The 12,766-nt window shown below is 65.0% G+C and carries 12 protein-coding genes and 1 riboswitch; of the genes, 7 read left to right on the top strand and 5 right to left on the bottom strand.

Going from position 1 to position 12,766, the window contains the following annotated elements; translation table 11 throughout:
• Positions 1 to 2: 2 nt before the first annotated feature.
• A complete protein-coding gene (tkt, locus tag NJF35_RS08160) occupies positions 3 to 2,000 on the bottom strand; it encodes a transketolase (RefSeq protein ID WP_225788874.1) in 1,998 nt (665 codons plus the stop codon).
• A gap of 265 nt (positions 2,001 to 2,265) precedes the next feature.
• On the opposite strand from tkt, the gene NJF35_RS08155 reads away from it, so the two are divergent.
• From NJF35_RS08155 to NJF35_RS08135, 5 genes are all read left to right on the top strand, one after another.
• Positions 2,266 to 3,261, top strand: coding sequence for an ArsR/SmtB family transcription factor (locus NJF35_RS08155; RefSeq protein ID WP_225788873.1), 996 nt, complete (start codon positions 2,266 to 2,268; stop codon positions 3,259 to 3,261).
• Between the two features lie 19 nt (positions 3,262 to 3,280).
• Positions 3,281 to 4,471: a methionine adenosyltransferase gene (gene metK / locus NJF35_RS08150; RefSeq protein WP_225788872.1), complete on the top strand. Its 1,191-nt coding sequence runs from the start codon at positions 3,281 to 3,283 to the stop codon at positions 4,469 to 4,471.
• Between the two features lie 145 nt (positions 4,472 to 4,616).
• Positions 4,617 to 6,284, top strand: coding sequence for an NAD-dependent DNA ligase LigB (gene ligB, locus NJF35_RS08145; RefSeq protein ID WP_225788871.1), 1,668 nt, complete (start codon positions 4,617 to 4,619; stop codon positions 6,282 to 6,284).
• A gap of 59 nt (positions 6,285 to 6,343) precedes the next feature.
• Positions 6,344 to 6,739: a DUF1090 domain-containing protein gene (locus NJF35_RS08140; RefSeq protein ID WP_225788870.1), complete on the top strand. Its 396-nt coding sequence runs from the start codon at positions 6,344 to 6,346 to the stop codon at positions 6,737 to 6,739.
• A gap of 132 nt (positions 6,740 to 6,871) precedes the next feature.
• Positions 6,872 to 7,267: a DUF1090 domain-containing protein gene (locus NJF35_RS08135; RefSeq protein ID WP_225788869.1), complete on the top strand. Its 396-nt coding sequence runs from the start codon at positions 6,872 to 6,874 to the stop codon at positions 7,265 to 7,267.
• Between the two features lie 70 nt (positions 7,268 to 7,337).
• Here the strand turns inward: NJF35_RS08135 and NJF35_RS08130 are convergent, their stop codons facing one another.
• Positions 7,338 to 7,781: a c-type cytochrome gene (locus NJF35_RS08130; RefSeq protein ID WP_225788975.1), complete on the bottom strand. Its 444-nt coding sequence runs from the start codon at positions 7,779 to 7,781 to the stop codon at positions 7,338 to 7,340.
• A gap of 117 nt (positions 7,782 to 7,898) precedes the next feature.
• Between NJF35_RS08130 and NJF35_RS08125 the strand changes: the two genes are divergently transcribed.
• Positions 7,899 to 9,050, top strand: coding sequence for a murein transglycosylase A (locus NJF35_RS08125; protein ID WP_225788868.1), 1,152 nt, complete (start codon positions 7,899 to 7,901; stop codon positions 9,048 to 9,050).
• Positions 9,051 to 9,134: 84 nt separating this feature from the next.
• Here NJF35_RS08125 and NJF35_RS08120 read toward each other — a convergent pair whose 3' ends face one another.
• Positions 9,135 to 9,521, bottom strand: a complete 387-nt coding sequence (locus NJF35_RS08120; protein WP_225788867.1) for an MAPEG family protein — start codon at positions 9,519 to 9,521, stop codon at positions 9,135 to 9,137.
• A 31-nt stretch (positions 9,522 to 9,552) separates the two neighbouring features.
• Complete coding sequence (locus NJF35_RS08115; RefSeq protein WP_225788866.1) at positions 9,553 to 10,386, bottom strand: EamA family transporter; 834 nt, start codon at positions 10,384 to 10,386, stop codon at positions 9,553 to 9,555.
• Positions 10,387 to 10,785: 399 nt separating this feature from the next.
• Between NJF35_RS08115 and NJF35_RS08110 the strand changes: the two genes are divergently transcribed.
• Entirely contained in the window at positions 10,786 to 12,024 is a 1,239-nt protein-coding gene (locus tag NJF35_RS08110; RefSeq protein WP_225788865.1) for a cation:proton antiporter, read from the top strand.
• A gap of 56 nt (positions 12,025 to 12,080) precedes the next feature.
• Here NJF35_RS08110 and NJF35_RS08105 read toward each other — a convergent pair whose 3' ends face one another.
• Complete coding sequence (locus tag NJF35_RS08105) at positions 12,081 to 12,482, bottom strand: acyl-CoA thioesterase (RefSeq protein ID WP_317235049.1); 402 nt, start codon at positions 12,480 to 12,482, stop codon at positions 12,081 to 12,083.
• Positions 12,483 to 12,661: 179 nt separating this feature from the next.
• A riboswitch (S-adenosyl-L-homocysteine riboswitch) is annotated at positions 12,662 to 12,758 on the top strand.
• Positions 12,759 to 12,766 lie beyond the last annotated feature (8 nt).

Genomic DNA, 12,766 nt, shown 5'->3' with positions numbered 1-12,766 from the left:
GATCAGTCTTCCAGCAGCTCTTCGGCAGTACCCAGGATGTTCTCCAGGGTGAAGCCGAACGCTTCGAACAGCGCACCGGCCGGAGCCGATTCGCCGTAGGTGGTCATGCCGATGATACGGCCTTCGAGGCCCACGTACTTGTACCAGAAGTCCGCATGGGCCGCTTCGATGGCGATGCGCGCGCCCACCTCGACCGGCAGTACCGACTGTTTGTAGGCGGCATCCTGGGCATCGAACACGCTGGTGCATGGCATGGATACCACGCGCACCTTGCGGCCCTGCTCGGTCAGCGTGGCATGCGCCTGGACCGCCAGCCCCACTTCCGAACCGGTGGCGATCAGGATCAGCTCAGGCTCGCCGGCGCAGTCCTTGAGGACGTAGCCACCACGGGCGATGTCGGCGATCTGCTGGGCGTCGCGCTCCTGGTGCTGCAGGTTCTGGCGCGAGAAGATCAGCGCCGACGGGCCGTCCCGGCGCTCCAGGGCGCTCTTCCAGGACACGGCCGACTCGACCGCATCGGCCGGGCGCCAGGTGTCCAGGTTCGGCGTGCTGCGCAGGGCGGTCAGTTGCTCGATCGGCTGGTGGGTCGGGCCGTCCTCGCCCAGGCCGATGGAGTCGTGGGTGTAGACGTGGATCACGCGCTGTTTCATCAGCGCCGACATGCGCACCGCGTTGCGCGCGTATTCCATGAACATCAGGAAGGTCGCGCCGTACGGCACCAGGCCGCCGTGCAGGGCGACGCCGTTCATGATGGCGGTCATGCCGAACTCGCGCACGCCGTAGAACACGTAGTTGCCGCTGGCGTCATCGGCCTCGACGCCCTTGCAGCCTTTCCACAGGGTCAGGTTGGAGCCGGCCAGGTCGGCCGAACCACCGAGGAACTCGGGCAGCAGCGGGCCGAAGGCGTTCAGGGTGTTCTGGCTGGCCTTGCGGCTGGCGATGGTCTCGCCCTTGGCAGCGACTTCGTTGATGTAGGCCTGGGCCTTCTCGGCGAAATCGGCTGGCAACTCGCCGCTCTGGCGGCGTTGGAACTCGGCGGCCAGCTCAGGGTAGGCCTTGGCGTAGGCGTCGAAACGCAGGTTCCAGTCGGCCTCGAGCTTGGCGCCGGCGGCCTTGGCGTCCCACTCGGCGTAGATCTCGGCAGGGATCTCGAACGGGCCGTGGTTCCAGTTCAGTTCCTTGCGCGCCAGGGCGATCTCGTCGTTGCCCAGCGGCGCGCCGTGGCAGTCTTCCTTGCCCTGCTTGTTGGGCGAGCCGAAGCCGATGATGGTCTTGCAGCAGATCAGGGTCGGCCGGTCGCTCTTGCGCGCGGTCTCGATCGCCATCTTGATCTCGTCGGCGTCATGGCCGTCGACGTTGCGGATCACCTGCCAGTTGTAGGCCTCGAAACGCTTCGGCGTGTCGTCGGTGAACCAGCCGTGAACCTCGCCATCGATGGAGATGCCGTTGTCGTCGTAGAAGGCGATCAGCTTGTTCAGGCCCAGGGTGCCGGCCAGCGAGGCGACTTCGTGGGAAATGCCTTCCATCATGCAGCCATCACCGAGGAACACGTAGGTGTTGTGGTCGACGATGGTGTGGCCGTCACGGTTGAACTGGGCGGCCAGCACCTTCTCCGCCAGGGCGAAGCCCACGGCGTTGGCCAGGCCCTGGCCCAGCGGGCCGGTGGTGGTCTCGACGCCCGCGGTGTAGCCGTACTCCGGGTGGCCCGGGGTGCGGCTGTGCAGTTGGCGGAAGGCCTTGAGGTCGTCGATCGACAGGTCGTAGCCGGTCAGGTGCAGCAGCGAATAGATCAGCATCGAGCCGTGGCCGTTGGACAGCACGAAGCGATCGCGGTCGGCGAATTTCGGGTTGCTCGGGTTGTGCTTCAGGTAGTCGCGCCAAAGCACTTCGGCGATATCCGCCATGCCCATGGGGGCACCTGGGTGGCCGCTGTTGGCCTTTTGCACGGCATCCATGCTGAGGGCACGAATGGCGTTGGCACGTTCACGACGGCTGGGCATCGCTGAGTCTCCTGGGGCTTGAATAAGGTAGTGGAACGAAAAAAGGCGGCCATTTTCGCCCACAGGCGGGTCCGGGGGCAAACTTTTCCAGCCACGAATCCAGCCACGAGTGACGAGCTTCAAGCTACAAAGGGAGGCAGAGCGGTGATCGGCCCGCTTTATCGCTCGCAGCGTGGCTGCTCGAAGCTTACAGCTCATCGGCAATATCAAAACTTTTTGATATTGCTATTGCGACGACAGCATCCCCTGTCTAGACTGCCGCCTCATGAACCTACGTGCGCCCTCGGCAGACCACCAGCGAAGCGACGAACTGGCCGCCCTGTGCAAGGCCGGTGGCGACCCCTTGCGCCTGAACGTGCTGCGCGCCCTGGCCAGCGATTCGTTCGGCGTGCTGGAGTTGGCGCAGATCTTCGGCATCGGCCAGTCGGGCATGAGCCACCACCTCAAGGTGCTCGCCCAGGCCGATCTGGTGGCCACCCGCCGCGAAGGCAACGCGATCTTCTATCGCCGCGCCCTGCCCGATAGCCTGCGCCTGGGCGGCCGCCTGCACGCGGCACTGCTCGAGGAGGTCGACGGCCTGGCCCTGGCGCAGGACGTGCAGGCGCGCATCGCCCAGGTACAGCAGCGCCGGGCGGCCACCAGCCAGGATTTCTTCCTGCGCGTGGAAGAGAAGTTCCGCGCCCAGCAAGACCTGATCGCCGGCCTGCCGCAGTACCGCGAGAGCCTGCTGGCCCTGCTCGACAAGCTCAGCTTCGCGCCGACGGCCAGCGCACTGGAGGTCGGCCCGGGCGACGGCGGTTTCCTGCCGGACCTGGCGCGGCGCTTCGCCCAGGTCACGGCGCTGGACAACAGCCCGACCATGCTCGAGCTGGCACGCCAGGTCTGCCAGCGCGAAGGCCTGGACAATGTAACCCTGCAGTTGGCCGATGCACTGGGTGCAACGGATGTGGAAGCCGACTGCGTTGTGCTGAACATGGTCCTGCACCACTTCAGCGACCCGGCCCTGGCCCTGCGCCTGCTGGCCAAACGGGTGAAGGCCGGCGGCAGCCTGCTGATCACCGAGTTGTGCAGCCATGACCAGGGGTGGGCGCGGGAAGCCTGCGGCGACCTCTGGCTGGGCTTCGAGCAGGACGACCTGGCCCGTTGGGCCAATGTTGCGGGGCTGGCACCCGGGGACAGCCTCTACGTGGGCTTGCGTAACGGTTTCCAGATCCAGGTCCGCCATTTCCAGCGGGCCACTGGCGACACTCACCATCGGTAAATTTTAGGAACCCGTCGAGATGAGCGAATACTCCCTTTTCACCTCCGAGTCCGTGTCCGAAGGGCATCCGGACAAGATCGCCGACCAGATTTCGGACGCGGTCCTTGATGCAATCATTGCCCAGGACAAGTATGCCCGCGTGGCCTGCGAAACCCTGGTCAAGACCGGTGTCGCTATCATCGCCGGCGAAGTGACCACCTCCGCCTGGGTCGACCTGGAGGAACTGGTGCGCAAGGTCATCATCGACATCGGCTACAACAGCTCCGAGGTCGGTTTCGACGGCGCCACCTGCGCGGTGATGAACATCATCGGCAAGCAGTCCGTGGACATCGCCCAGGGCGTCGACCGCTCCAAGCCTGAAGACCAGGGCGCTGGCGACCAGGGCCTGATGTTCGGCTATGCCAGCAACGAAACCGACGTACTGATGCCGGCACCGATCTGCTTCTCGCACCGCCTGGTCGAGCGCCAGGCCGAGGCGCGCAAGTCTGGCCTGCTGCCGTGGCTGCGCCCGGACGCCAAGTCCCAGGTCACCTGCCGCTACGAGAACGGCAAGGTGGTCGGCATCGATGCCATCGTCCTGTCGACCCAGCACAACCCGGAAGTGTCCTACAAGGACCTGCGTGAAGCGGTCATGGAGCTGATCGTCAAGCACACCCTGCCGGCCGAACTGCTGCACAAGGACACCCAGTTCCACATCAACCCGACCGGCAACTTCATCATCGGTGGCCCTGTGGGCGACTGCGGCCTGACCGGCCGCAAGATCATCGTCGACTCCTACGGCGGCATGGCTCGCCACGGTGGCGGCGCCTTCTCCGGCAAGGACCCGTCCAAGGTCGACCGTTCGGCCGCCTATGCCGGTCGCTACGTGGCCAAGAACATCGTCGCCGCCGGCCTGGCCGAGCGCTGCGAGATCCAGGTGTCCTACGCCATCGGCGTCGCCCAGCCGACCTCCATCTCGATCAACACCTTCGGCACCGGCAAGGTCGCCGACGACAAGATCGTGCAACTGGTCCGTGAATGCTTCGACCTGCGTCCGTATGCGATCACCACCATGCTCGACCTGCTCCACCCGATGTACCAGGAGACCGCTGCCTACGGCCACTTCGGCCGTATTCCGCAGCAGAAGACCGTCGGCGACGACACCTTCACCACCTTCACCTGGGAACGCACCGACCGCGCCGACGCCCTGCGCGACGCTGCCGGGTTGTAAGCAGCGGCAAGCTGCAAGACCAAAGCCCCTGCCGAGTGATCGGCAGGGGCTTTTTCGTGACATATCGGCTGACAACTGCGCGCGGCGGCCAGGGCGAGGCTTGCCTAGGCTAAGCATTTCCCGTTGCCACGCAAGGATGCTGGCCATGCCGTTCGTGTTGATCGTTGCCCTGTTCGTCCTGTCATCCATGGCCCATGCCGGGGATTGCCCGGCATGGGCTGACGAGCGCGCTCGCAAGGAGGTCGCGCAACTGCGCCAGACCCTCGCCCGGTGGGACGACCACTATCATCGCCAGGGCATCTCGCTGGTGCCGGACGAGCTGTACGACCAGAGCCGGCAGCGGCTGCTGCAGCTTCAAGGTTGCTTCGCACTGGCATACACCGACAACCCGCTGGCCAGCGCCCGTGGCACCATCGCCCACCCGATCGCCCATACCGGCGTTGCCAAGCTGGTCGATGAACACGCCATGGAACGCTGGATGCGCGGCAAGCACGGCGTCTGGATCCAGCCCAAGGTCGATGGGGTCGCCGTATCGCTGGTCTATCGCCAAGGCCAGCTGGTGCGTCTGCTCAGCCGTGGCGATGGCGTGCGAGGGCACGATTGGAGTCGCCATGTTCCCCAACTGGCGGGGGTCGTTCGGCAATTGCCCCAGCCGCTCGACCTGGTTCTGCAAGGGGAGCTCTACTGGCGTCTCGATGAGCACGTACAGGCAACCGCCGGCGGCGCCAATGCGCGCGGTACCGTGGCCGGACTGATGGCGCGCAGGCAATTGACCGCCGAGCAAGGCGCCGGTATCGGCCTGTTCGTCTGGGACTGGCCCGAAGGCCCGGCTTCCCAGGGCGAACGCCTCGCACGGCTGGCATCGCTGGGCTTCCCCGACAGCCAGCAATTCAGCGTCGCCATCGACAGCCCGGCACAAGCCGCCCACTGGCGCCAGCACTGGTATCGCTCGCCGCTGCCATTTGCCAGCGATGGCGTGATCCTGCGCCAGGACAGTCGCCCGCCCGCACAACGCTGGCGCGCCCAGGCGCCCTACTGGATCGCCGCCTGGAAATACCCGTACCGTCGAGCCATGGCCGAGGTGCGCAAGGTCCATTTCAGGGTCGGGCGAACCGGGCGTGTCACACCCGTGCTGCACCTGCAGCCACTACTGCTGGATGACCGGCGCATCAGCCAGGTCAGCCTGGGTTCGCTGGCGCGCTGGCAGGCGCTGGACATACGCCCGGGCGACCAGGTGGCGATCAGCCTTGCCGGGCTGACCATCCCCAGGCTGGAAAACGTGGTGCATCGCAGTGTTCAGCGCGCACCGCTGAGCGTGCCGGAACCTGGCCGCTATCACCCGCTGAGCTGCTGGCAGGACAGCGAGGCCTGCCGGGAGCAGTTCATCGCCCGGCTGGCCTGGCTCGGCGGCAAGCAAGGGCTGGCGATGCCACGCGTAGGGACGGCGGCCTGGGCACAATTGGTCGAAAGTGGCCTGGTCGGCACCCTGGACGGCTGGCTCGCCCTGACCCGCGATGAACTACTGCGCGTACCCGGGATCGCCGAGACACGCGCCGAGCAGTTGCAGCAGGCCTTCGCCCAGGCGCGTAGGCAGCCTTTCCCGCGCTGGCTGCGCGCCCTTGGCGTCCCGGCCCCCAAGGATCTCGAACTGGGGCCGGACTGGCAGACCCTGGCAGCCAGGAGCCCCACGCAATGGATGGCGGAGCCGGGCATCGGCCGCCACCGGGCCGAGCAACTGCATGCGTTTTTCCAGAACGAGGATGTACAGATACTGGCCAAACAATTGCACCGGCATGCAATCGAGGGTTTCTAATTTCTGCGGATCAAGGCAGCATTTCCTTTTCTGCCGCCCTGCCCCGAATGGAGTCCCCGATGAAACTGCTTTCGTCCCTCGTCCTGTCTGCCCTGTTCGGCCTGACCGCCCATGCCGCGCTGGCCGCCGAGGAGCAGCCAGGCCTGACCGGTTGCGCAGCCAAGCGCCAGGCCATCGCCGAGCAGATCGCCCAGGCACGTACCCACGGCGATGCCGAACAATTGGCCGGCCTGGAAAAAGCCCTGAGCGAAGTCACCGAACATTGCACCGACGCCAGCCTGCGCAAGGAGCGCGAGCAGAAGGTGCTCGAGTCCCGTCATGAGGTCAACCAGCGCACCAAGGACCTGGACAAGGCCATGAAGAAGGGTGACCCAGAGAAGATCAACAAGCGCAAAGAGAAGCTCGCCGAGGCCAAGAAGGAACTGCAGGAAGCCGTGGACGACTTGGAGCGTTGACAGGGGCTTACCTGCTAACCATGTAAGACTTTTCTGAAAAAACAGCCGAAAGATCGCAGCGGGATTCACTGACGAGGAGGATGGGGGCAGTATTTCCCCATCCATCGTCAATTGCCCCGGAAGGAGGCTGTCATGAAGCCGCTTTGTTCATTCGCCCTATTCACCGTGCTCGGCCTGGCATCGGCCTCGCTGCAGGCCGCGCAGCCCGATCCGGGCCTGACCGGTTGCGCGGCCAAGCGCAGCGCCATCGAGAACCAGCTCGAGTACGCCAAAAAGCACGACAACTGGGGCGAGATCCGCGGCCTGGAGAAGGCATTGAAGGAAAACAAGGAACACTGCACCGACGCCGGGCTGCGGGCGGAACGCGAGCAGAAGGTTCGCAAGGCCGAACGCGAAGTGCAGGAGCGCGAGTCCGACCTGAGGGAAGCCCAGGCCAAGGGCGATGCCGACAAGATCAGCAAGCGCGAGAAGAAACTCGCCGAATCCAGGGAGGAACTGGAAGCGGCGAAACGCGAACTGGACAAGTGACCTGACTGGCGGGCCCCGCCGGGCCGCGCTGTCGTATTAGAACCAGCGGCCGGCGGGGCAAGCCCGCCACTCAGTGATTACGAAACTCTGTATGGCAGGCCTTGCACGCGGCCTCCACCTTGTCCATCGGCGATTTCAACCGTGCAGCCTCAAGCGGCTGCGCACGGGTCACGCCAACCAACTCCCCGGTCACGTCCTCCAATTGCCGCGCCAGCTCATGGAAGCGTGCCTGGCGCTCCCAGACCTGCGGCCGCGCGCTGCTCTGGCCGTCATCCTTGACCTGAGGGAAGTGCTGCCAGGGCGCATGCGCCAAGCCATCGAGCTTCACCGCCCCCGCGGCGAACTTCCCGCCATCGAAGGGCAACCGACCGCGCAGCATGCCGCCCATGTCCTCGCTGGTTTTCAGCATCTCCTTGAAGATGGCCTTGCGCTGGCCCAAGGGTGAGTTAGGATCGACACGGTCGCAGGCCACCAGGGACAGGCTGACCAGCAGCATGGTGAAACATTTGTACATCATGGTCTCACTGGTTCGGGGAACGGGCCGACAGTATCCTCGCCTGCTCGACAAACACCAATACCCTTACGAAAAACAGGGGCAGCCAAGCAGGCTCTCCCTCTCAAGGATTCGACCATGAAATCTGCCTTGCGCCACTTCGCCTGGGCGCTTCCCGCCCTGGCCCTGCTGGCCGGCTGCAACGGCGGCGAAAGCGCCAAGCCTGAACCCCATGCCATCGCCACCTATGCACCCGCGACCTGGAAAGACCTGCCGACCGTCAGCGATAGCGACCTGCTGGCTGGCTTCCAGGCATGGCGCAACGGTTGCGAGAAGCTCAAGCGCGATCCGGTCTGGGCCACCACCTGCGAGGCCGCGCAGCCCCTTGCCCAAGATGCCGCCCAAGTCCGCGCGTTCCTGCAGCAGAACTTCGAGGTCTACGGCCTGCGCTCGGCCGAAAACAGTGCCAATGGCCTGATCACCGGGTACTACGAACCTGTCTACGCCGGCAGCCTCGAACGCACCGACAGCGCCCAGGTACCGGTCTATGGCATCCCGGAAGACATGGTCGTGGTCGACCTGGCCAGCATCTACCCCGAGCTCAAGGGCAAGCGTCTGCGCGGGCGTCTGGAAGGCCGCGTGCTCAAGCCCTACGACACGGCGGAAACGATCTATCGCGATGGCGTCAAGGCGCCGGTGCTGGCCTGGCTGACCGATCCGATGGACCTGCAGTTCCTGCAAATCCAAGGCTCGGGGCGTGTCCAACTGGAGGACGGGCGCCAACTGCGCCTGGGCTACGCCGACCAGAACGGCCATCCGTACCGGCCGATCGGTCGCTGGCTGGTAGAACAGGGCCAGTTGAAGAAAGAAGACGTGACCATGGGCAGCATCCATGCCTGGGCCCAGGCCAACCCGCAACGGGTGCCCGAGCTGCTGGCGAGCAACCCCAGCTATGTGTTCTTCGGCACCCGCCCGGACAGCAACGAAGGGCCACGCGGCTCGCTCAACGTACCGCTGACCGCCGGCTATAGCGTGGCCATCGACCGCAAGGTGATTCCCCTGGGCAGCCTGCTCTGGCTCTCCACCACCCGCCCGGACGGCAGCCCGGTGGTGCGCCCGGTCGGCGCCCAGGACACCGGCGGCGCCATCACCGGCGAGGTACGTGCCGACCTGTTCTGGGGCACAGGCCCGGAGGCCGGCGAACTGGCGGGCAACATGAAGCAGCAAGGGCAGATCTGGCTGTTGTGGCCCAAGGGCAAGCCGTTGCCCGAAGTGCCTAAAGCCCCCTGAATCAGCGCCAAGCGTTTTCGCGGGCAAGCACTGCCATCTCGGGGCGCGAAGCGCCCCCACGTGCAAGCCCGCGAATACGCCTACTCAGATCGAAACGATGAAGAACGTCACGATAAGGGCCACCCCGACGAACCACACAAGGGAGCGCAGGACGGCCAGGTCGGCCAGGTAGCAGATGATGTAGAGCAGCCGGCTGGTGATATAGAGCACCGCCAGCACGTCTTGGGTGACCTGCTCGGCATTGCCGACGATATCGGCCACCAGCACTGCCGCGGCGAACGCGGGAAAGGCTTCGTAGCCGTTCTGCTGGGCGGCATGGGCGCGGCGCGGCAACCCTGAGAGGGTATCTAGGAAGGCACGCGGGTCATGGTTGTCGCGCATGCCGAAACGGCCACTGCTCAGCTTCGCCGTCAAGCCACACAGCGGCGGCAGGATCATCGCGATCAAAATGCACCACAGGGCAACGGTCATGGACAGGACTCCTTGTTCAGAATGATCGGTATCAGAGCTTCATCACCAGCATGCCCGCCAGGACCAGCCCGCAAGCTAGGAGTCTCGGGCCGCCAAAAGGTTCTTTGAGGTAGCGCATGCCCATCAGCACCACCAGGATCACGCTCAGCTCACGTAGCGCCGCCGCCTCGGCCACCGACCCCAGGTGCATGGCCCACAACACCAGGGCGTAGCTCAGCAATACGCATACCCCCACCGCCAGCCCCAGGCGCCACTGGGTACGCCAGAACAGCACGAACGGTGCGCGGCGCGCCACGCAGGCCAGCAACGGGAACGGCCAGGCACTGAGCAGGGTCAGCCAGACCAGGTAGTCCCAGGGCTTGCCCCACAGCCGCACGGCCTGGCCGTCGAACCAGGTGTAGCAGCCGATGCACAGGCCGATCAGCGCCACCACCGGTAACATCGACCAGGGCAAGCGATCGCCACCGCCGCCCTGCCACAGCAGGCAGGCCATGCCGCAGGGGATCAGCAGGATACCGATGATCTGCTGGCTGCTCAGCGACTCGCCGGCGAACGCCAGGGTCAACCCCAGCACCACCAGCGGCGACAAGCCACGCATCAGAGGATAGACCAACCCCAGGTCGCCGACCCGATAGGCCTGGATCAGCAGGAAACGGTACAACTGCTCGGCCAACGCCGAGGCCAGCAGCCAGGGCCAGACCTCGGCCGGCGGCAGCTCGACGAATGCTATCGCCAGCACAGCGAACAACAGTGCCACCGCATCCATGCTGGCGATCACCAGCAGGCGCTCGCCACTGAACTTGATCAGGGTATTCCAAGTCGCGTGCAGCAGGGCCGCGACCAGCACCAGAGAAGTTGCCAACACGCAGAGGGGTTCCTTGCAAAGCATTCGGGCCGTCAATGGCCGGGGCGATCCACACTATATCCGTTTCGCGTGGGGCCTTGGGGGCTGCTGCGCAGCCCATTCGCCGGCAAGCCCCACAGGAGTTCGCGTCGATCACACGTCATGTGGTTTTGCAGATCCCTATGGGAGCGGGCTTGCCCGCGGACAAGGGCACCAGCCCTTGCCATGCGCCACGGGTCTCAGGGCCAGCCACTCGCGGCCCGCCTCATCCGTGTACGACTCAAGGCCGCATACCCCTCAGACTTGAACGATTCCAACAAAACCGGTCATAAGATGTGTCCCGGCTGCTCCGCCAGATCATCAAAGAACTGCCCGAGCCATTCGGGTAATGACTTGGAAGCCACTGTCACAGGATTCGGGATGCTCGAACTCGTTGCCGCATTTATCTGCCTGACCACCCTCCTCACCTACGTCAACTACCGCTTCATCGGCCTACCGCCAGCCATTGGCGTGATGGTCACCGCGCTGCTGTTCTCCCTGATCATCCAGGGCCTGAGCCTGATCGGCTTCCCTGGCCTGGAAGAACGCGTCGAAGGGCTGATGAACCAGATCGACTTCAACGATCTGCTCATGCACTGGATGCTGGCTTTCCTGCTGTTCGCCGGCGCCCTGCACGTCAACCTGGCCGACCTGCGCAGCTACCGCTGGCCGATCGGCCTGCTGGCCACCGTCGGCGTGCTGATCGCCACCGTGGTGATCGGTTTCCTGGCGCACTGGATCTTCGCCCTGTTCGGCTGGGACGTGCCGCTGATGTACTGCCTGCTGTTCGGTGCGCTGATCTCGCCCACCGACCCGATCGCCGTGCTGGGTGCTCTGCGTACCGCCAACGCCTCCAAACCACTGAAGACCACCATCGTCGGCGAGTCGCTGTTCAACGACGGTACCGCGGTGGTGGTGTTCACCGTACTGCTGGGCATCGTCCAGCTCGGCGAGACGCCAAGCTTCGCCGACACCGCCGTGCTGTTCGCCCGCGAGGCCATCGGCGGCATCGTCTTCGGCGGCCTGATCGGCTACGCCACCTACCGCATGATCAAGAGCGTCGAGCAGTACCAGGTCGAGGTGATGCTGACCCTGGCGCTGGTCATCGGTGGCTCGGCCATGTGCTACGAGCTGCACGTGTCGGCGCCGATCGCCATGGTGGTGGCCGGCCTGATCATTGGCAACCTGGGGCGCAACCTGGCGATGAACGACATGACCCGCCGCTACATGGACGGTTTCTGGGAGTTGATCGACGATATGCTCAACGCCCTGCTGTTCGCCCTGATCGGCCTGGAGCTGTTGCTGCTGCCGTTCAACTGGATGCACCTGGCCGCAGGCGCCGTGCTGGCCGTGGCGGTACTGCTGTCGCGCCTGCTGACCGTGGCGCCGGCGATCGTCCTGCTGCGCCGGTGGCGCAGTGTGCCCAAGGGCACCGTGCGGGTACTGACCTGGGGCGGCCTGCGCGGTGGCGTGTCCGTGGCGCTGGCGCTGTCGCTACCGGCCGGCGCCGAGCGTGACCTGCTGCTGTCGATCACCTACATCGTGGTGCTGTCGTCGATCCTGGTGCAGGGTTTGAGCATCGGCCGCGTTGTACGCGGGGTCAGCGCCCAGCCTGACTAGCTGTACGCTGCAAGAAAAAGCGTGAGTGTGCACGCCCTTCTCTTGCAGCTTGAAGCTCATTCGACCGCGGTATCGGGGAACTGGTCCTGGATGTACTTGATCTCGGTGCGCCCGTGCGCCGCTGGCAGGCCGTCCTCGCCGAGGTTGACGAAGACCATCTTGTCCACCGTCAGGATGCTCTTGCGGGTGATCTTGTTGCGCACTTCGCACTTGAGGGTGATCGAGGTACGACCGAACTCGGTGGCGGTGATGCCCAGCTCGATGATGTCGCCCTGGCGCGAGGCGCTGACGAAGTTGATCTCCGAGATGTACTTGGTCACCACCCGCTGGTTGCCCAGCTGGACGATGGCGTAGATCGCCGCCTCCTCGTCGATCCAGCGCAGCAGGCTGCCGCCGAACAGGGTGCCGTTGGGGTTGAGGTCTTCGGGTTTTACCCACTTGCGGGTGTGGAAATTCATCGGTGCTCCTGACCTGCTTGGCTGACGTGCGGTAATGATGGCAGACCCGCCAGTCACTCTCCATTGAACATCGACTATCGTCGCGATTAATCGACAGAAAACCTTGGGCCTGGGCCTGCGCCGCAGCTATAATCCCAGCCGCTTCACATGACCACCCGCAGAGGGGTCATGCCCGCCACCTGTCCGAGGGGCGCTGCAGCAGGTTCCACCTGTCAGGCTCGGATGGGGCGTTGTCCGCTCCCGCGGACGCTCAACGCACAACGGCGCCCATTCGCACACTACGA

The sequence above is a fragment of the Pseudomonas guariconensis genome (assembly GCF_024127895.1).
In the GTDB taxonomy this organism is placed as follows: domain Bacteria; phylum Pseudomonadota; class Gammaproteobacteria; order Pseudomonadales; family Pseudomonadaceae; genus Aquipseudomonas; species Aquipseudomonas guariconensis_B.
Note: the sequence above shows the minus strand (reverse complement) of the source record. Positions and strands in the feature narration are given on the sequence as shown.